The organism is Bradyrhizobium betae, from assembly GCF_004123905.1.
GTDB classification, from domain to species: domain Bacteria; phylum Pseudomonadota; class Alphaproteobacteria; order Rhizobiales; family Xanthobacteraceae; genus Bradyrhizobium; species Bradyrhizobium betae_A.
The window spans coordinates 69,369-89,177 of the sequence record NZ_MZXW01000041.1 but is presented as its reverse complement, the minus strand read 5'-3'; the positions used below and the strand labels follow the sequence as shown (position 1 = coordinate 89,177).

The following is a 19,809-nucleotide window of genomic DNA, read 5'->3' as shown; positions in this document are numbered from 1 at the left end:
GTCATGGCCGGGCTTGTCCCGGCCATCCACGTCTTAGGTGCGCGGATCGAAGGACGTGGATGCCCGGGACGAGCCCGGGCATGACGGAGTTAGCAGTATGCTCGACAACCCTCAGACTCCCACCATCGACGAATCCTCCGTCCGCTACGACGGCTGGCGCATCGTCGCGGTCTGCTTCCTGCTCGCGACCTTCGGATGGGGGCTCGGCTTCTATGGGCAGAGCGTCTATGTCGCCGAGCTCCAGCGCGCGCGGGGCTGGCCGGCCTCGCTGATCTCCTCGGGCACCACGTTCTTCTATCTGTTCGGCGCGCTGCTCGTCGTCTTCGTCGGCGAGGCCGTCAGGAAATATGGCCCGCGCCTTTGTCTCATCGCCGGCACGCTGGCGATGGCGGCAGCAGCCGTTGCGATCGGCGCGGTGCGCGAGCCCTGGCAGCTCTATCTCGCCGACGCCGTGCTCGCCTTCGGCTGGGCCGGCACGAGTCTGGCCATGATCACCAACACCATCAGCCTGTGGTTCGACCACAAGCGCGGCATGGCGATCAGCCTGGCCCTGAACGGCGCCAGCTTTGGCGGTATCGTCGGCGTGCCGCTGCTGGTGGCCCTGATCGGCCACATCGGCTTCGCCAGCGCGATGTACGCCGCCGCCGGCGCCATGCTGGTGCTGCTCGTGCCGGTGATCCTCCTTCTCGTGGGCCGCCCGCCCGATCTTCACGGCTGTCATGCGGCGGCGAAGGCGAAGCCGCAATCTTCAAGCGAGATCCGCGCATGGGCGCTGCGCGACGTCGGCTTCCTCACGGTGACCATTGCCTTTGCTTTGGTGCTGTTCGCGCAGGTCGGTTTCATCGTGCACCTGATCTCGTTCCTCGATCCCGTGATCGGCCGCGAGCGCGCCGCTGTCGCCGTTGCCGTGCTGACAGCGATGGCGGTGGTCGGCCGCGTTCTGTTCTCGATGGTAATCGACCGCCTCAACCAGCGCCTCGCCTCGGCGCTGTCGTTCCTCAGCCAGGCCGCGGCGCTGTGCGTCGTCATCAACATCCACAACGACTACGTGCTGATCGCGGCCTGCGCGGTGTTCGGCTTCTCGGTCGGCAACCTCATCACGCTGCCGTCGCTGATCGTGCAGCAGGAGTTCGACAGTGCCTCGTTCGGCGTACTGATCAGTTTGAATACGGCGATCAACCAGGTGACGTATGCGTTCGGCCCGGGTGTCGTCGGGGCCTTGCGCGATTGGTCCGGCGGGTATTCGCTGCCCTTCTATCTCTGCATCGCGCTGGAGGTGGCGGCCGCCGCGTTGATCATGGTGCGTGGAAGGCCGCGCGCAAGGACCGCGTAGAGACGCAGCGGCGTCTCAACGCACTCCGTCATTGTGAGGAGCCCTTGCGACGAAGCAACCCAGACTGTCTCCTCGAGGGGATTCTGGATTGTTTCGCTGCGCTCGCAATGACGAGGAGAGAGCGGAGATCACGCCTCCCGCTGCTTCAACAACCCCTCAACATCCAGCCGCTTCGTGAACATCGAGAGCTTGCCATCCGGCCCGAACGGCCATTGCTCCCGCGGTTTGTCCCAATACAGCTCTACGCCGTTCTGGTCCGGATCGCGCAGGTACAGCGCCTCGCTGACGCCGTGGTCGCTGGCGCCGTCCAGCGCGATGCCCGCCGTGAGCACCCGATGCAGCGCATCCGCCAGCGCCGGCCGCGTCGGGTAGAGGATCGCGGTGTGGAACAGTCCCGTGGTCCCCGGCGGCGGCGGTGAGCCGCCCTTGCTCTCCCAGGTGTTGAGCCCGATGTGGTGGTGGTAGCCGCCGGCCGAAATGAAGGCCGCGCCCGAGCCCATCCGCTGCATCAGCTCGAAACCGAGCACGCCGCAATAGAAGCCGAGCGCGCGATCGAGATCGGCGACCTTGAGGTGGACGTGGCCGATCCTGGTGCCGGCAGCGACGGCTGATGTTTGCGACATGGTGTTGCTCCGTTGACAAACTCCACTTAAGTCGGGCGTCGGGACAGCGCTACTGGCCTATCCCGAAACCCAGCGTTTCCGGATGCGCAACTATGACAACTCGCGCACCTCGCCCTCCGGCAGCTCGAACTCAAACGTGTTCAGCGTCATCGACACCATCGTGTAATAGCCGCAGAGACCAATCACCTCGACGACGCCGCGCTCGCTGAGCACTTTCACCGCCTCATCATAGAGCCCCTTCTCGACGCCGTGCCCCTCATGCAGCGACTTCGCGACGTCGTAGATCATCTTTCCCTTGGGATCGTCGAAGTCAGGCGTGCGGCGGTCGCGGATCGCGTCGATAATCTCGGGCTTCATGCCGCCGGCGAGCGCGAGGCGCTTATGCGCGTACCATTCGTAGTGCGCGGTCCAGTGCCGCGCCGTCACCAGGATCGCGATCTCCGAAAGTTTTGCGGGGAAGATCGTGTCGTAGCGCAGCACCTCGCCGAGCCGCGTGGCATGACGGGCCATGTCGGGGCTGTTGAGCCAGGCCATCATCGGCGCCGGCGGCTTGCCGCGCTTGCCGGCAATCGACTCGTCATAGGTCTGCCGCTGGCTCTCGTTCATTTCGCCAGGCGAAAGAAGTTTCAGGCGCATTCGCGTTTCCTCTTTGTTTTTCAAGCACCGTCGTGGTGGCGACTATAGCCGAATGCGACCAACGGAAGTGGTTGAATTCCACGGGGCGATGGCTCAGAGTCGCGTCCAACAAGCCTGTTATGATTGATGGAAACGACCAATGACGGACTCGAAGACCAGCGACACTGAGACGGTGGATCTCGAACAATTCCGCACCGAGACGCGCGCCTGGCTGGAAGCCAATTGCCCGCCGGAGATGCGCAAGCCCGCGACGTCGGACGCCGACGTATTCTGGGGCGGACGCAATGCGAAATTCGCCTCCGAGCCGCAGCGCATCTGGTTCGAGCGCATGCGCGACAAGGGCTGGACCGTGCCGGACTGGCCGAAAGAATATGGCGGTGGTGGCCTGAGCGCCGCCGAGCACAAGGTGTTGCGCGCAGAGATGGCGAAGATCGGCGCGCGTCCGCCGCTGTCGAGCTTTGGCATCTGGATGCTCGGGCCGGCGCTGCTGAAATACGGCAATGAGGCGCAGAAGAAGGAGCATCTGCCGAAGATCGCGGCGGGGCTCATTCGCTGGTGCCAGGGCTATTCCGAGCCGAACGCGGGCTCCGATCTCGCTTCGCTCCAAACCCGCGCCGAAAGCGACGGCGACGATTTCATCATCACGGGCTCGAAGATCTGGACCTCCTACGCCAACCACGCCGACTGGATCTTCTGTCTGGTCCGCACCGACTCGGCTGCGAAGAAGCACGACGGCATCAGCTTCATCCTGTTCGACATGACCTCGAAGGGCGTGACGACCAAGCCGATCCTCTTGATCTCTGGCTATTCGCCATTCTGCGAAACCTTCTTCGACGGCGTCCGCGTGCCGAAATCGCATGTGGTCGGCACCGTCAACCGCGGCTGGGACGTCGCAAAATATCTGCTCCAGCACGAGCGCGCGATGATCTCGGGCATGGGCGAGCGCGGCGTTGGCCGTCCGCTCGGCCAGATCGCGGCCGACTCCATCGGCTCGGATGCGCAAGGCAAGCTCGATGACTCGATGTGCGCGGCCGGATCGCCAGCTTCGATGTCGATGAAGCAGCACTTGCGGCCTGTGCCGAGCGCGCCGTCGATCTCGCCAAGGCAGGACAAGCGCATCCTGCATTCTCGTCGGCGATGAAATATTACGGCACCGAGCTCAACAAGCGCCGCTACGAGATCCTGATGTCGGCGGGCGGCGTCGATGCGCTGGAATGGGAGAGCGAACGCTCGCGGCAAGGCGCCCGCCCGCGCGCCTGGCTGCGCACCAAGGCCAACTCGATCGAGGGCGGCACCACGGAGGTGATGCTCGGCATCGTCGCCAAGCGCATCCTGGATTTGCCGGGGGCGTAACCGTCTTTCCGGGTTCGATGCTGCGCATCGCCCCGAAATGACATCAACCAAATTGCATTTCGCTAGACGTTAGAGACTGAACACCATGGCCCTCGTCCTCACCGAAGAACAATCGATGCTCCGCGACAGCGCGCGCGGGCTGATCAGCGACAAGGCGCCGGTGTCGCACCTGCGCGGCTTGCGCGACAGCAAGGATCCCACCGGCTTCTCGAAAGAACTCTGGCACTCCTTTGCCGAGATGGGCTTTGCCGGCCTGCTGGTGCCGGAAGAGTTCGGCGGTTCTGGCCTCGGCTTCATGGAGGCCGGAATCGTGATGGAGGAGATCGGCCGCACCTTGATGCCGTCGCCGTTCCTCGCCACCAGCGTGGTCGCGGCCTCGGCCTTGAACCGCGGCGGCAATACGGCGCAGAGGGCAGAATATCTGCCGAAGATTTCCAACGGCTCGCTGCTCGCGACGCTCGCGATCGATGAGGGCGCCAAGCATCGCCCGCTCCAGACCAGCCTGCAGGCCGTGCGCGCCGGCAACGGTTTTAAATTGTCCGGCGCCAAGGCGCTGGTCGTCGACGGCCACGTTGCCGATCTCTTCATCGTCGCCGCGCGGACCGCGGGCTCGGCCGGCGAGCGCGAGGGGCTGACGCTGTTCCTGGTGAACCCCAAGGCCAAGGGCGTTGCGGTCGAGCGCACCATCATGGTCGACGCGCACAATGCGGCGCGGATCGAGTTGGCCAATGTCGAGGTCACCGCCGACAGCGTGCTCGGCGAGGTCGATCAGGGTGTAGCCCTGCTCGATGGCGTGCTCGACATCGGCCGCGGCGCAGTCGCTGCCGAAATGGTCGGCTTGAGCGAGGAAGTCTTCGACCGCACCGTCGAGTACCTCAAGAACAGAAAACAGTTCGGCAAGTTGATCGGCGAATTCCAGGCGTTGCAGCACCGCGCTGCCGAGCTCTATGTCGACATCGAGATCACCCGCGCCGCCACCATGAAGGCGCTGCAGGCGCTGGATGCGGACGTTGCCAAGGCGGCGTCAGCCGTCGCGGTCGCAAAAGCCCGCGCCGGCACCACCGCCACCCGCGCGGTGCAGGAGGGCGTGCAGATGCATGGCGGCATGGGCATGACCGACCAGTTCGACATCGGCTTCTTCATGAAGCGCGCACGGGTCTGCGAGGAATTGTTCGGCGACGCGAATTACCACACCGAGCAGCTGGCGCGCGCGCGGGGGTATTGAGGCTGGGGTGCAGTCGCGCCGGATAACCCACCGCTGTCGTCGCCCGGCTTGGCCGGGCGACCTAGTACGCCGCGGCCTCTCCGTATAAGTCAGACGTCTCTGGAATACTGGATCGCCCGCTTTCGCGGGCGAGAATGATGAGAGATCGTGCCCCAAGCTCGTCATTGCGAGGAGCCCGCGACAAAATTGCGAAGCAATTTGCGCTGGCGACGAAGCAATCCAGACCGTCGCCGCGGAGGGATTCTGGATTGCTTCGCGGAGCCTGTCATCGGGCCGCGCTTCGCGCGGACCCGGTGGCTCGCAATGACGGTGGTTAGACCGTCTTACCTCATCGGTGGCGCATACTGCACGCCACCGGCGTTCCACAGCTGGTTCATCCCGCGCGGGATCTTCAGCTTGGACTTCTCGCCGATATTGCGCTCGTACATCTCGCCGTAATTGCCGACGCTGCGGATGACGCGGACGACCCAGTCCTTGGTGAGGCCGAGCTGCTCGCCGTAATTGCCTTCGGTGCCGACCAGCCGCATCACGTCCGGCTTCTTCGACTTCAGCGCCTCGTCGATGTTCTCCGAGGTGACGCCGAGCTCTTCCGCGTTGATCATGGCGTAGAGCGTCCACTTCACGATCATCATCCAGTCGTCGTCGCGCTGGCGCACGACGGGGGCGAGCGGCTCCTTGGAGATCATGTCCGGCAGGATCATGTGGTCGCCGGGCTTCGACAGGTTCAGCCGCAGCGCGTAGAGCTGGGAGACGTCGGCGGAGAGCGTGTCGCACTTGCCGGTGTCGTAGGCCTTCACGACGTCATCCAGCTTGTCGAACTTCACCTCTTCATACTTCATGTTGTTGGCACGGAAGTAATCGGCGACGTTGAGCAGCGTCGTGGTGCCGGCCTGAACGCAGACCTTGCTGCCGTTCAGATCCAGCGAGGTCTCCTTGTTGCGCGCGCGCGGCAGCATGAAGCCAGCGCCGTCGTAATAGGCGACCGCGGGGAAATAGAGGTCGTAGTCGAGCTCGCGCGCCATGCTCCAGGTCGAGTTGCGCGAGAGGATGTCGACTTTGCGGCTCTGCAATTCCTTGAAGCGCTCACTGGCGTCGAGCGGAACGAAGCGCGCCTTGCTCGGATCGTTGAAGATCGCCGCTGCCACCGCGCGGCAGAAATCCACGTCGAAGCCGGTCCAGTTGCCCTTGTCGTCGGGAATCGAGAAGCCCGGCAGGCCCTTGTTGACGCCGCACAGCACCTCGCCGCGGCGCACGGTGCGCTTCAGCGTGCGGGTGTCGTAGAACTCGTAGATCACCGCGAGGACGCCGACCAGCACGGCAACCGCGAGCCCGATCAGCAGGCCGCCTCGAAATGTGCGCATCATGTTACTCTCTCGAAAAATCGGGAAAAGGAATTTGGGAGAGGAGCATGATCCCTGGAGATCATGCCCGAGGGATAATGATCAGAGCTCAGGCTTCTGCCGGATCACCACCTTGGTGCCGACAGGGACGCGATCGTAGAGATCGGCGACGTCATTGTTGACGAGACGGAAGCAGCCAGAGGACACCTTGGTGCCGATCGTGTCGGGACGGTTGGTGCCGTGGATGCGGTAGACGGTGGTGCCGAGATACATGGCGCGGGCGCCGAGCGGATTGCCGGGGCCGCCGGCCATGAAGCGCGGCAGATAGGGCTGGCGCTGGATCATCTCCGATGGCGGCGTCCAGTCCGGCCATTCCTTCTTGTTGGTGATGTTCACCAGCCCCTGCCACTGAAAGCCGTCGCGGCCGACGCCGATGCCGTAGCGGATCGCGCGCCCGCCCGGCTGCACCAGATAGAGGTGACGCTCGGTGGTCGAGATGATGATGGTGCCGGGCGCCTCGGTGGTGCGGTAGTACACGACCTGCTTCTGCCATTCCGGATCGAGCTGGTAGCTGTCGTCGGCGACCAGGCCGGGCTCGTCGCCGCGGTCCGGCTGCTGGGCAATGGCTTGTGGTGCGGACAGGATCAGGCCGATCGCAGCCACGAACGCCCCGGTCAGGCGACGAAAATCCGTCATTTCAAGCTCTCCCCGCTGCCACAGCGCAAATCATTCAAAGCCATCAAATCTCAGGGGCATGTTCATGGCAAGTTGATGGCGCGCCCGGCTGGTATGTCACGAGAATGCCTATGGTTTTTTGACGAGGCCGGGCAATGCCACAAACAGGGGATGGCGCGAAAAGCAGTGTCGGCGACATCCTCGCCGGGCGGCAGCGGTGCCATCGGCAGTCACAGGTGCCGTCATGCCCGGGCTTGTCCCGGGCATCCACGTGCTTAGTGCGGCATCAAAGGCCGTGGATGGCCGGGACAAGCCCGGCCATGACGATGTGGAAGCAGTCGGACCTAGATCTTGTTGCTCTCCGCCGCGATCCCGAGCCGCCGGACAATCTCCGTCCCCACGGCGCGGGCCTCCAGCCGCGAACCGATCCGGGGGCTGCGAAACCGTCGCCCTGAGCGCAGGCGGATCGTGACGATGCAATGCTCGTCCTCGGACCGGCCCCGGCGGTCGACAGTGATCGTCTTCACCTCGCGCCCCTCGATATGGTCGGCACGCGGCGTGCCGTCGCCCCACAGGCGTTCGACGCGGATATCGCTCTCGCGGATGATCCAGAAGGCGCCGGTCACGAGGTTGGCGTATCTGTAAACCGCGAACGCAGCGAGCGCCCCGAGCGGCAGCAGCAGGATGTCGACGTGGCTCGGTGGCCATCCGCGCCAGAGCTTGTAGGCGTAGGGCACGGCGGACAAGGCGACGGCGATCAGCGCGACGATCCTGATGTCGCGCGCGGAAAACGCCTCGAGCGGCTCGCCAAGATGCATCTCGGGATTGCTGGCATCGAGCGGATTGACCGGCTCCTCGAAATTGGGAACCTCGAATTGCGCGGCGATCCGGGCCACGGTGTCGCGAACATGGGTGACGTCGGCGATCGGCGGGGACGTCAGGCGCTCCCCTGACGCGAGCGTGAAAACAAGTTGAAAGCGGGCCTTCACCCGCTTGCTGCCGGGAACCTGCAATCCCGTGATGTCGTCTTTCGTGACGATCCGCGTGCGGAGCTTTCCGAACGGACTTTGCCGCCCGATCAGGATCTCATTCGGCGTGATGATCCATACCACCGCCGGCGCCAGCATGATGCCGACGACGAACCCTGCGCCCACGAGCAGCGCGACCACGGAGATGATGATTTCCAGGGTGTCGTGCGTGAACAGGCCCGGCGTGAAGCACAGCGCCACCGCCGCCGCAAAGCCGGACATGACCAGCCGCTGCGCGATTGAGGCGCCTTCACGAAGGCGGATGTCGGTGCTGGTGGGGGCGTCGTCCATTGCGGGCGGCTGATTTTCGTCGCCGCGAAACTCCACGGACGGGTCCGTGGAGTCAAGCAACATCGGACGTCCGGCAGCATCAGCTGCTGGCGTTCAGCAGCTTTGCCACGGTGCGGTCGATCTCGTCGTAGCGGCCTTCGCCTTCGTGCTGGAACACGATCTTGCCGTTCTGGTCGATGATATATTGCGCCGGCCAATATCGGTTGCTGTAGGCATCCCAGGTCTTGGAATCATTGTCCTGCGCCACCGGATAGGTGATGCCGTGGCGCTTCAGTGCGGCCTGCACGTTGGAGGCGGAGCGCTCGAACGGGAATTCCGGCGTGTGCACGCCGACCACGACCAGGCCCTTATCCCGGTATTTTGCGTAGAGCTCGGTGACGTGCGGCAGCGTGTTGACGCAGTTGACGCAGCCATAGGTCCAGAAATCGACCAGCACGACCTTGCCGCGGAGGTCGGCGATGTTGAGCGGTTTTGAGTTGAACCAGTTGCTGATGCCGGTGAAGTCGGGGGCGGCCTGCTGGCTCGCGGCGGCGACATGGATCGGCGCTGCGGCGGCGCTGACGACGGGCGTTGCGCGCGCAGCCTCGTCGCAGATGCCGGGGATGACGGCGCCTGTCACGGCGATGCCGATCAATGCGGCGGAGACGGCGAGCAGTTTGAAAGTCATGGAAATCGTCCTCCGGTTGAGATGCAGATTGATCACAGGCCGATCTGGCCGGTGGGATAGAAGCCGGTGAGCCACGCCACGATCAGCGTGTCGTATTGGAAATAAGCGGCGACCGCGAAGGCGATCACGACGACACCAAAGCCCTGCTGGAGCCGCGGCGAGATGCGGGCGAGGCTGCGCACGCGCGTGGTCGCGGCCTGTCCGCCATAGGCGATCGCCAGCATCGGGATCGCGGCGCCGATCGCATAGGCGATCAGCAGCACGCTGGCCCAGGCCAAATTCCTGGAGGTCGCGACCAGCGTCAGGATCGAGCCGAGCACGGGGCCGGCGCAGGGCGTCCAGACCAAGCCGAGCGTGGTGCCGAGCAATAGCCCGCCGAGCGCGCCTTCGCGCTGTGTGGCGCCGGAATTGCCGAGATCGAGCCAGCCATTGAGCCGGATCGACAGCCATTCGAACGGCGCCGGCCACAGCATCAGCAGGCCGAAGCCGATCAGCAGGACCGACGCGGCCTCGCGCAGCACGTTCGGATCAAAATCAAACAGCCGCGTGAGCGCGCCGAGCAGCAAGGCAACTGCGGAGAACGAGACGACGAAGCCGAGCGCGATCATGGCGGGACGCAAATGTCCCGCACGCCCGATCGAGGCACCGAGCAGGATCGGCAACATCGGCAAGGTGCAGGGCGCGGCGATGGTGAGGACACCGGCCAGGACAGCGAAGAGAAGTTCGAGCATCGGGGCACTCGTGAGGGAGGTCACGAGGGGAGTTCGGGATAGGAGAGGCAGTCGTTACGCAGCGTCACGCGTTCGTGACGGGGAAGCTCGAACCACAACAACGGTGCGTTCCCTCCCCCCTTGCGGGGGAGGGCTAGGGAGAGGGGTGGCCCAGGAAATGGTCCATCCATCTGCGATCGGACAGCGTACACAGATCGAGAGAGTCCCCGTGTGGACCCCTCTCCCTGCCCCTCCCCCGCAAGGGGGGAGGGAATGAGAGAGCCGGCCCACCTCACTCGGGCAAGCCACGTCGGGCCCAAATATAAAACGACCCGGACGGGGGCATCGTCCGGGTCGTTGGAGGTCTTGGGAGGTTTAACGAAAACCGTATGTGATCTTTATAGGGAGGAAGTTTTTCCGCCTGATGTTGTGCTTTGTTTCAATTGTTTCGTCGGCGGTAACGCTTCCGTGTCCAGGGATGGGGCCAAAATCGAGGTCCTATCCCGTTGAAATCATTTGTCTTAGGCGGCGAAACGGTCGACCCCGGCAACCTTAAGCAAATCGGCCAATTGCTTGCGGGCGTAGAACATCCGCGTCTTCACCGTGCTCTGGGGGATGCCGATGATCTGACCGACCTCCTCCACCGACTTCTCATGGTAGTAGACGAGGGTGATGATCTCGCGATGCGCGGGTGACAGTTTTTGCACGCAGGCGCGCAGGATCGCGCTGGTGTCACTGCGGTCGAGCGAAGCCTCCGGTGTATCGGAACCATCGGGAATCTCGCGCACGTCTTCCTGGTCGATGTCCTCGAAGCGGCGCTGGCGCATCGCGGTTAGCGCCTTGAAGCGGGCAATCGAGAGCAGCCAGGTCGAGACCTGCGAGCGGCCCTGGAACTGGCCGGCGGTCCGCCATACGTCGAGGAACACCTGGCTGACCAGGTCTTCCGCCGTGGTGGCGTCGCGCACGATGCGCAGGATGAAGCGATAAACTCGCACATTGTGCCGGCAATAAAGAATGTGCATGGACGTCCGGTTGCCGTCGGCAATGCTTTCCAGAAGCATGTCGTCCGAAGTCGCCTGAGCGGCAATGATGCTCTGACTGGCCTGGGCGTTGATGGCGATGACGTTTGGCATTGACTTGGCTCCCCGGTGCGCCGCAACCGAGCGGCGTTTCCTTGGACCAAAGTGTTAATGAGCCAACGTTTCGGGACGTCTGCACGAAAAGGGGAAAATGGTTTCGTGCGCCGCCAAATTGTTTCGTCGCGAGGGCCGCGACGAAACATTCGGGGCAAAAAAGCGTGGAATTTCAATGTGTGGAAAATACGGGGTGGGAGTTTGGGGGCCGGCGAAGGCGCCGGGAACGTATTTCGGGGGATTGCGTTCGGTCGGGCCACACCCATCGCCGTCGCTCGGGGGCACGAGCAGCGCTGTGCGTCTGCGGCCTGAAATGCCGCTGGCGGATGTCGCCGACGCAACTTGCTCCGTCATTGCGAGCGTAGCGAAGCAATCCAGGGTCTTTCCGCGGTGGGATTCTGGATTGCTTCGCTGCGCTCGCGTGACGATGTGGAGGCGGCGGCGCCGAGCGCCCCTAAGCCTTCTCGCCCGCGGGCGAGAACAAATATCCGCCGCCGCGGATGGTGCGGATCACGGCAGGCTTGGTCGGGTCGGGCTCGATCTTGCGGCGGATGCGCATGATGCGCAGGTCCACGGCGCGGTCGAAGGCTTCGGCGTCGCGCGCGTTCGCAAGCTCAAGCAGGCGCTCGCGCGACAGCACGCGCTTCGGATTGGCCGCGAACACTTTGAGCAGCCCGAACTCGGACGCGGTCAGCGGGTGCTCGTTGCCCTCGTCGTCGCGCAGGGCCTGGGCTTCGAGGTCGAGCCACTTGGTCCCGAACCGCACCAATTGATCCTTGTCCGACTTCGCGGGCGCAGCTTCAGCGACAGCAGCCTTCACCGGCGCGCTCCGCCGCAGCACCGAACGGATGCGCGCCATCAACTCGCGCAGCTCGCAGGGCTTTGCCACGTAATCGTCGGCGCCGAGCTCCAATCCGACGACGCGGTCGATCGGGCTCGCGGTTGCCGTGAGCATGATGACGGGGACGTTGATGCGGCTCTTGAGGTCGCGGATGATCGAGAGGCCGTCTTCCTCGGGCATGTTGAGGTCGAGCACGACGAGGTCGGGCATGCCGCCGTCGATCGCGGTCCGCAGCGACTTACCGCCGTCGCACAGCGTCACGGTGAAACCGTGCATCTTGAGGTAATCGCCGACCATCTCCCGGGCCGGGGCCTCGTCGTCGACGATCATGATGTGCTGGCTTTGGGTCATGGTCTCTACATCACGGCAGTTCGGTCGCGGGGAGGGTGATGGTGAAAGTCGAGCCTTTGCCGGGGCCGTCGCTGTCGGCCGTCACCTCGCCGCCATGCATGTCCACAATACGCTTGACGATGGAAAGCCCAAGCCCCGTCGAGCTCTCCCCCGCGGTCGGTTTTGCCGACAGCCGCTGGAACCGGCCGAACAGGCGGCCGAGATCCTCCGGCGACAGGCCCGCGCCCTCGTCGCTGACGCGGACGATGGTCTCGCTGCCCTCATGGCTGACGGCGACGCCGATCTTGCCGCCGATCGGTGAGTATTTGATGGCGTTGCTGATGAGATTGTCGATCGCCTCGCGGATGCGGTCGGTGTCGCACATGGTGACGATGTTGGGCGGCGCGGTGAGGCTGATGGTCTGCTGCTTGTTGACGGCGAGCGGCTGGTTGGCGTCGGCGACCTCCTTGACCAGCGCCGCGACGTCGACCGGCTCGCGGCGGATGGTGATGTCGAAGGCATCGGCCATCGCGTCCGAGATCAGGTGATCGACCATCGTGGTCAGGCGCTTGGTGGCGTCGCGGATGTGGTCGACCTGGGCGACTACGCCGCTCGCCGATGCGCCGGTCGAGATCAGCTCCTTCAGCATCTCGGTGCGGCCGAGGATGACGCCGAGCGGATTCTTCAGATCGTGCGCGACGGTGCCCAGGATCTCGTTCTTGAAACCGTTGGCGCGCTGCAGCCGCAGCCATTGCGCGGAGAGGCGGCGGTTGGCCTGCATCAGCGCGCGGGTGCGCTGGGCGACGCGGTCTTCCAGCTGCGTGTTGGCGTCCTGGAGCTGCTGGTAGAGGATGACGTTGTCGAAGGCGATCGAGAGCCGGCTGGAGAAGATCTCGACCAGCGAGCGGTCGGTCTCCGACAGCTCGCGCTCGGCCTGGAGCAGCACCACCACCTCGCGGCCAGATCCGGTACGCAGATAGATCACGCTGCGGTGGTCGGCGAATTCGTTCTTGCGGCGCGAGAATGCGGCTTCCACCATCTCACGCAATTCAGGGTCGAGCGCCTTCGACGTCGTGGTGCCGATGAAGCGGCTGTAGCAGCCGCTGCCGGCGAGCACCGAGAGCTCGGGGTCGACGCCGCCATTGTCGCGCAAAACCAGTATACCGGCGCAATCGACATTGAGCAGCGAGGCGAGCTGGGTCAGCACGCCCTCGGCGAGCCGCTGCATCGACTTGAAGTCGTACAGCGTGGACGCTGCATCGATGATGATCTCGAGCCCGCGCCTTGTCTGCACCATGCGCTCGAGCTGCTGATAGGAGCGCAGCGCTGCGGTCAGCGAGGTGAACAGCTTGTCGGCGGTGAGCTCGGTCTTGGCCTTGTAGTCGTTGATGTCGTACTGCACGATCACGCGCCGCTCCGGCGCCTGGCCGGGCTGTCCGGTGCGCAGGATGATGCGCACGGTCTCGTTCTTGAGCTCGTTGCGGATGTACTCGACCAGCTCGAGGCCGGCGACGTCGGTCTCCATGATGACGTCGAGCAGCACCGCGGCGATGTCGCCGTGCTCGGCCATCAGCTTGCGACCTTCGGCCGCGGAATGCGCCGAGAGGATCTCCAGGCCCTGGCCGTTGAGGTTGTAGTCGGACAACGCAAAACGCGTGCCGTCATGCACGGCCTGATCGTCGTCGATGACGGCGATCTTCCATTTCCGGGCGTTGGTCTCCTCCGACGCGGTACCGGTGTCGTCGATCAGGTGGAGGACATCGTCCTGTTCGGCCATTGAGAAGTCCCGTCAGTCTCTGTGCTTTGCGCGCCGCCCTTGGCGACCCGGGGCATGATAATGCGAAAAGTAGTGCCTTGTCCCAGCTTGGATTCCAGCATCATGCGACCGCCGAGCTGCTGGGTGACGAGGTTATAGACGATATGGAGGCCGAGTCCCGTGCCACCTTCGTTGCGCCTCGTGGTAAAGAATGGGTCAAAGGCTTGGCGCTGCACATCGGGGGTCATGCCGGCCCCGTCGTCGGTGAAGATGATCTCGATGTCGTCGGCCCCGCGCGGCCGCGCCGAGATGGTGATGGTGCCGGCGCGCCCGTCGGCGAAGGCATGGTTGGCGGCGTTGAGGAACAGATTGGTCAGGATCTGGCCATAGGAGCCGGGATAGCCGTCGAGCAGCAGCCCCTCGGGCACGTCGACCTGGAGCGTGATCGGCGAGCGCTTCAGCACGGGCCGCAGGCTCGCGATGATCTGGTCGGTGGCCTCGCTGAGTGAGAACTGCCGCCGCTCGGCATGGGAGCGGTCGACCGCGACCTGCTTGAACGACTGGATCAATTCGCCGGCGCGGGTGAGGTTGGCGACGAGCTGCTGCGAGGCATCGCGCGAGGACTGCACGAATTCCTCCAGCTGCGAGCGGCGCAGGCCGCCGTCGCCCTTGAGCTGGGCCTCGAAAATCTCGCTGCGCCTGGCAAAGCTGGAGGCAACGGTGAGGCTGATGCCGATCGGGTTGTTGACCTCGTGGGCGACGCCGGCGACGAGGCCGCCAAGGGCTGCGAGCCGCTCGGCGTCGATCAGATTCTGCTGCGCGGTGTTGAGCTCGAGCAACGCGCTCTCGGCCTTTTCCTTGGACGCGCGCAGCTCGTCCTCGGTCTCGCGCTTGGCGATGGCGTTCTCGCGGAACACTTCGACGGCACGCGCCATCGCGCCGACCTCGTCGCGCGCGCGCGTGCCCTGCACCTCGCGGCCGAGATCGCCGAGCGTGATCGCGCGCATCGCGGCCATGATCTGCTGCAGCGGCAGCCGGATCGACAGCGCGATCAAGACGCCGGCGGCGAGGATGATGCCGAGGAAGATCATCGCGATCGACAGCACCCGCCGTGAAATATCCGCCAGCGTGCGGTCAAAGGTCTCCTGCGCCTTCTGCTCGCGCTGGCGCATTTTTGTCGAGAGATCGTCGATGGCGCCGATCGCCTCGGCCTGGCTGGCGTCGATGGTGTTGCGGAGGAGTTCAGTGCGGCTCGTGAGCTGCTCCGAGAGCTTTGCGAATCCTTCGCGCAGCGCCATGGTGCGGGCAGCCAGCCGTTGCAGCGCCATCCTCTGCAGGTCGTTGTCGGCGAGATCGATCATCACCGGAATGGTCTTCTCGATCGTCTCGGTGTTGCGGCGCGCGTCGTCGGCCGCGCCCGGCGACAGCGACAGATAGTAGGAGTTGGCGGCGACCAGCATCGCAGTAAAAGCTTCGCGCGACTTGCCGAGCGAGGGCCAGATCAGCGCATCGCGATGGCCGGTGGCGCCCTCAATGACAGAGTAGAGGCCGGCCATGTCCCTGGCCGGGCCCTGCACCTGGTCCTCATAGGTCCTGGCGATGGTCGCCTGCACACTGCGCAGCTCGCCAAAGCCGTTGAGGAAGCGGTCGGTGGTGCGCTCTAGCTCCTCGACCGACCCTGATAGCATCGGATCCTTGGCGGCGCGATTGGTCAGCGTGCCCAGCACCGCCTCGCGCAGCAGCAGGATCTCGGCGAACAGGTCCGGGCTCGGCTGGTTGATGTAGCGGTGGATCAGGTTCTGCAGCCGCCCGGTCTCGCTTTCGAGCAGCGCCAGGATGCGGTCGGATTCGCGCACCTGCCGCACGTCGTCCCAGGCCGAGCCGAGCACCTGCGAGCCGTTCCAGATCATCGCCACCAGCACGATCACCACGGCGGAGTTCAGCGCCGCGATCGACAGGATGCGCCAGCGGATCGGCACGGCCCGGAGCAGGCCGACGAGGCGCGCGCGCAGCCGCCCGATCGGGCCGGGCGGCCGGTCTGCGTGCTCGTGATGTCCAAGCCCAGGCAACAGGCCTCACTCCACCTTGCGAATGCGTTCGATCAGCGCGGCCGCGGCGGGGTCGCGTCCGGCCTTGGCGTAGATCGCAGGCATCGCGTCCTCGAACGGCTTGCGGTCGATGTCCCTGACGATGGTGACGCCGGCGGCTTCCGCCTTGCGCTGCGACTGCTCCTCGAGGTCACGCCACTTCTCGCGCATGAACCGGCTGGAGCGAAGCCCGGCCTCGCGGAAGATCTGCTGGTCCTCGGCCGACAGGCTGCGCCAGGCCTTGAGCGAGATCACCAGCACTTCGGGGCTCATCGTGTGCTCGGTGAGCGCGAGGTAGCCGGCATGTTTGTAATGGTCGGTGGTCACGAAGGATGGCCAGTTGTTTTCGGCGCCGTCGATCAGATGATTGGCAAGCCCGGTCAGCACCTGCCCATAGGGCATCTCGACCGGCTCGGCGCCGAGCGCGCGGATCATCTCGCTCATCAACTCCGACTGCTGCACCCGGATCCGCAGGCCCCGGAGGTCGGCGACGCTTCTGACGGGACGGACGCCGTTGTAGATCGACCGCGCACCGGAATCGTAGAAGCAGAGCCCGACGAAGCCGTAGGGCTCGAAACTGTCCAGGATCTCGCTGCCGACAGGCCCGTCCAGCACCTTCTGCATGTGCTCGATGGACCGGAACAGGAACGGCATCGCCAGCACGTTCATCGCCGGGACGAAGTTGCCGATCAGGGCGACATTGGTCCGGTTGAGGTCGATCGCGCCGACCCGGGTCTGCTCGATGGTCTCCTTTTCCTCGCCGAGCTGGCGGGAGTGGAACACCTTGATCTCGTGGCGGCCGCCGGTGCGCTCAGCGATCAGCGCGCCCATGTAGCGCAGCGCCTGCACGGTCGGGTAATCCTCGGTCTGGGTGTCGGCAGCGCGGAATTCGCGCGCAACGGCGCTCGTCGCGCAGATGGCGAACAGAAGCGCGACGAAAACCACCCCGGTCCGCGAGAGTTCGGCACGGTTCAACACTGGCACACTCAACCCCTCAGAGATGGAGTCTAAGGCGGGACCAAAAGGTTCAATGCAATCTAGCAGATGGTGAAGGGAAGGCCATCCCGCGGCGGCCCCGTGGAGGGATTGTGCGCCGCGTCCAGCCCTCATTCCCGGTTGAAACTGGAAAGTCCCGGCCGTAAGCAGGATGCAGTCGCCTTTTGCCGCGCGGGATGGGACAAGCCATCGTGATTTCAGCATTGCGCTTTTTGCAGATCGTTACCGCCGCCGCGGCCGTCATGGTCACCGCGCAGGCGCGTGCCGCCACCGATATCGCGCTGTGGCACGCGATGTCCGGCGAGCTCGGCCGGCAATTGGAAAAACTCACGTCCGATTTCAACGCCGCGCAGTCCGATTACCGGATCGTGCCGACCTACAAGGGCAATTACACCGAGACGGTGACGGCGGCGATCTTCGCCTTCCGCTCGCGCAGCCAGCCCGCGATTGTCCAGGTCAACGAGGTCGCCACCGCGACCATGACCGCGGCCAAGGGCGCGATCTATCCGGTGTTCAGCCTGATGCGCGACATGGGCGAGCCGTTCTCGCTCAACGATTACCTTCCCGCCGTCTCCGGCTATTACACCGATGCGGCCGGCAATCTGTTGTCGTTCCCGTTCAATTCCTCGACGCCGATCCTCTACTACAACAAGACCATGTTTCGCGACGCGGGCCTCGATCCCGAGACGCCGCCGAAGACCTGGCCCGAGCTTGGCGCAGCAAGCAAACGCCTGCGCGACCGCGGCGCGGTGTGTGGCTTCACCACGTCATGGCCCTCCTGGATCCACATCGAGAATTTTTCGGCGTTTCACAATCTGCCGCTGGCCACGCGCACGAATGGGTTTGCCGGCCTTGATGCGGAATTGACCATCAACAATCCTGTTATCGTCAAGCACGTCGCCCAGCTTGCCGAGTGGCAAAAGACAAAACTGTTCGACTATAGCGGCCGCGGCCAGTCGGCCGAGCCGCGCTTCCAGAACAGCGAATGCGGGATCTTCATCGGCTCCTCGGCGACGCGCGCCGACATCAAGGCGAATTCGAAATTCGAGATCGGCTACGGCATGATGCCATATTGGCCCGACGTGAAGGACGCGCCGCAGAACTCGATCATCGGCGGCGCCACGCTGTGGGTGCTGCGCGACCGGCCGCGCGAGGAGTACAAGGGCGTGGCACGGTTCTTCGCCTATCTGTCGCAGCCCGGCGTGCAGGCCGCATGGCACCAGAACACCGGATACCTGCCGATCACCCGTGCCGCCTTCGAGCTGACGCGCGCGCAAGGGTTCTACGAGCGCAATCCGGGCTCGGCGATGTCGTTCGAGGAGATCACGCTGCATCCGCCGACCGAGAATTCGAAGGGCATAAGGCTCGGCTCCTTCGTGCTGATCCGCGGCGCGATCGAGGACGAGCTCGAGCACGCCTTCGCCGGCCAGAAGAGCGCGCAATCAGCGCTCGATGCCGCCGTCGAGCGCGGCAACAAGCTGCTGCGCCAGTTCGAGCGCTCCAGCCCGGAGCGGTAGAGCCGGCCGCTCGAGCGCCACCCGCGAGCGCGACCGGATGCCACGCAACCCGGAAGTGTGTGCAAGCTCACACGCAACGGGCCGCCCGCCTGCGATAATCCCGAAGGCGTGACGCCCGGCTGGCGCCGACGCTTGCCGCTGGCCGGCAGGAATAATCCCGAGGTTGTTTGATCCATCCATTTTCGGAACAGCTCATGGAGATACCCAATGCCTTGCACATGTTGCATCATCCCGAATGACGTTCTGACCAGGCTCTCGCAGGACAAGAAGCTGTCCGCCGTGGTTCGCAAGCAGCTGGTCGATACCGTCCAGGTCAGTCATGAACTGCGCGAAATGCGGACGCAGGCGGCGAAATTGACCAACGTCGTGGCGGCGCGCGCGAGCGGCCTGGTCACGCTCGCCGCGGCGCCCTCCGTCACCGTCTACGACTGCAAGCACACGCAGACGCTGCCGGGGACGCCGATCCCGAAGCCGAAGACGTCCTCGGACGGCTCGGTCAAGCGCACCTTCAACCAGACCAGCAAGGTGGCCAAGTTCTACCAGCAGGTCTTCAACCGCAATTCGATCGACGATCACGGCATGACCATGATGTCGTCGGTCCATTTCGGCGACAAGTACAACAACGCGATGTGGAACGGCTCGCAGATGATCTATGGCGACGGCGACGGCAGCATCTTCATCGACTTCACCAAAGGCAACGACGTCATCGGCCACGAGCTGACCCATGGCGTGACCCAGCACAGCCTCCAGCTCGTCTATAGCGGCGATGCCGGCGGGCTCAACGAGAGCATCTCCGACTGTTTCGGCTCGATGTTCCGGCAGTGGGAAGCCAAGCAGGATGCCAAGAAGGCCGACTGGCTGATCGGCAAGGACATCATGGGTCCTGGCGCCAAGAAGAAGGGCTTCACCTGCCTGCGCGACATGGCCGATCCCGCAGCCAAGCACTGCCTCGCGCCGCAGCCGACCAAATACTCGCAGATCACGCCGGGCATGGACCCGCATTATTCCAGCGGGCCGCCGAACCTCGCCTTCTGCACGGCCTGCACCACGCTTGGCGGATACAGTTGGGCCAAGATCGGGCAAGTGTGGTACCATTCGCTGACAGGCTTCGGGCCGACGCCGAACATGACGATGAAGGCGTTCGCAGCCCGGACCCGGCAAGGTGCCCACACGTTGTATCCTGGCGACGCCGCCGTCCTGGCTGCCGTCGATACGGGATGGAAGAAGGTCGGGCTGTAAAGCGTTTTCGAAAGGAAGGAAGCGTGGAT

At 64.5% G+C, this 19,809-nt stretch carries 16 protein-coding genes and 1 pseudogene; 5 read left to right on the top strand and 12 right to left on the bottom strand.

Features of this window, described 5'->3' with window-relative positions; all coding sequences use genetic code 11:
* Positions 1–97 precede the first annotated feature (97 nt).
* Positions 98–1,333 (top strand): MFS transporter, encoded by a 1,236-nt coding sequence (locus B5V03_RS29705; RefSeq protein ID WP_129273945.1) that lies wholly within the window; start codon positions 98–100, stop codon positions 1,331–1,333.
* Between the two features lie 128 nt (positions 1,334–1,461).
* Here the strand turns inward: B5V03_RS29705 and B5V03_RS29700 are convergent, their stop codons facing one another.
* Both B5V03_RS29700 and B5V03_RS29695 read right to left on the bottom strand, forming a co-directional pair.
* Entirely contained in the window at positions 1,462–1,956 is a 495-nt protein-coding gene (locus B5V03_RS29700; protein WP_129273944.1) for a VOC family protein, read from the bottom strand.
* 90 nt (positions 1,957–2,046) lie between these two features.
* A complete protein-coding gene (locus B5V03_RS29695; protein WP_129273943.1) occupies positions 2,047–2,592 on the bottom strand; it encodes a carboxymuconolactone decarboxylase family protein in 546 nt (181 codons plus the stop codon).
* Positions 2,593–2,731: 139 nt separating this feature from the next.
* On the opposite strand from B5V03_RS29695, the pseudogene B5V03_RS29690 reads away from it, so the two are divergent.
* Positions 2,732–3,945, top strand: a pseudogene (locus tag B5V03_RS29690) (acyl-CoA dehydrogenase family protein).
* A gap of 85 nt (positions 3,946–4,030) precedes the next feature.
* Positions 4,031–5,170, top strand: a complete 1,140-nt coding sequence (locus B5V03_RS29685; protein WP_129273942.1) for an acyl-CoA dehydrogenase family protein — start codon at positions 4,031–4,033, stop codon at positions 5,168–5,170.
* Between the two features lie 323 nt (positions 5,171–5,493).
* On the opposite strand, the gene B5V03_RS29680 is transcribed toward B5V03_RS29685, so the two are convergent.
* The 10 genes from B5V03_RS29680 to B5V03_RS29635 all read right to left on the bottom strand — a co-directional run bounded on the left by B5V03_RS29680 (position 5,494) and on the right by B5V03_RS29635 (position 17,012).
* Positions 5,494–6,531, bottom strand: coding sequence for an amino acid ABC transporter substrate-binding protein (locus B5V03_RS29680; protein WP_129274126.1), 1,038 nt, complete (start codon positions 6,529–6,531; stop codon positions 5,494–5,496).
* 81 nt (positions 6,532–6,612) lie between these two features.
* Positions 6,613–7,206: a L,D-transpeptidase gene (locus B5V03_RS29675; RefSeq protein ID WP_129273941.1), complete on the bottom strand. Its 594-nt coding sequence runs from the start codon at positions 7,204–7,206 to the stop codon at positions 6,613–6,615.
* 323 nt (positions 7,207–7,529) lie between these two features.
* Positions 7,530–8,504, bottom strand: coding sequence for a hypothetical protein (locus B5V03_RS29670; RefSeq protein WP_164988372.1), 975 nt, complete (start codon positions 8,502–8,504; stop codon positions 7,530–7,532).
* Positions 8,505–8,583: 79 nt separating this feature from the next.
* Positions 8,584–9,171, bottom strand: coding sequence for a thioredoxin family protein (locus B5V03_RS29665; RefSeq protein WP_129273940.1), 588 nt, complete (start codon positions 9,169–9,171; stop codon positions 8,584–8,586).
* A gap of 32 nt (positions 9,172–9,203) precedes the next feature.
* Positions 9,204–9,902 (bottom strand): cytochrome c biogenesis CcdA family protein, encoded by a 699-nt coding sequence (locus B5V03_RS29660; protein WP_129273939.1) that lies wholly within the window; start codon positions 9,900–9,902, stop codon positions 9,204–9,206.
* 500 nt (positions 9,903–10,402) lie between these two features.
* Positions 10,403–11,014 (bottom strand): sigma-70 family RNA polymerase sigma factor, encoded by a 612-nt coding sequence (locus B5V03_RS29655; RefSeq protein ID WP_129273938.1) that lies wholly within the window; start codon positions 11,012–11,014, stop codon positions 10,403–10,405.
* A gap of 454 nt (positions 11,015–11,468) precedes the next feature.
* The gene (locus tag B5V03_RS29650) at positions 11,469–12,206 is read right to left on the bottom strand and encodes a response regulator (RefSeq protein ID WP_129273937.1); all 738 of its coding nucleotides are present in this window, start codon (positions 12,204–12,206) and stop codon (positions 11,469–11,471) included.
* A 10-nt stretch (positions 12,207–12,216) separates the two neighbouring features.
* Entirely contained in the window at positions 12,217–13,962 is a 1,746-nt protein-coding gene (locus B5V03_RS29645) for an ATP-binding response regulator (RefSeq protein WP_129273936.1), read from the bottom strand.
* Positions 13,932–15,962 (bottom strand): sensor histidine kinase, encoded by a 2,031-nt coding sequence (locus B5V03_RS29640; protein WP_164988395.1) that lies wholly within the window; start codon positions 15,960–15,962, stop codon positions 13,932–13,934. The genes B5V03_RS29645 and B5V03_RS29640 overlap by 31 nt, the downstream gene beginning before the upstream one ends.
* A 54-nt stretch (positions 15,963–16,016) precedes the next feature.
* Positions 16,017–17,012 (bottom strand): TRAP transporter substrate-binding protein, encoded by a 996-nt coding sequence (locus B5V03_RS29635; protein WP_129273935.1) that lies wholly within the window; start codon positions 17,010–17,012, stop codon positions 16,017–16,019.
* 188 nt (positions 17,013–17,200) lie between these two features.
* On the opposite strand from B5V03_RS29635, the gene ugpB reads away from it, so the two are divergent.
* Both ugpB and B5V03_RS29625 read left to right on the top strand, forming a co-directional pair.
* Entirely contained in the window at positions 17,201–18,541 is a 1,341-nt protein-coding gene (gene ugpB, locus B5V03_RS29630) for a sn-glycerol-3-phosphate ABC transporter substrate-binding protein UgpB (protein ID WP_129273934.1), read from the top strand.
* Positions 18,542–18,748: 207 nt separating this feature from the next.
* Positions 18,749–19,780, top strand: a complete 1,032-nt coding sequence (locus tag B5V03_RS29625; protein ID WP_129273933.1) for a M4 family metallopeptidase — start codon at positions 18,749–18,751, stop codon at positions 19,778–19,780.
* Positions 19,781–19,809 lie beyond the last annotated feature (29 nt).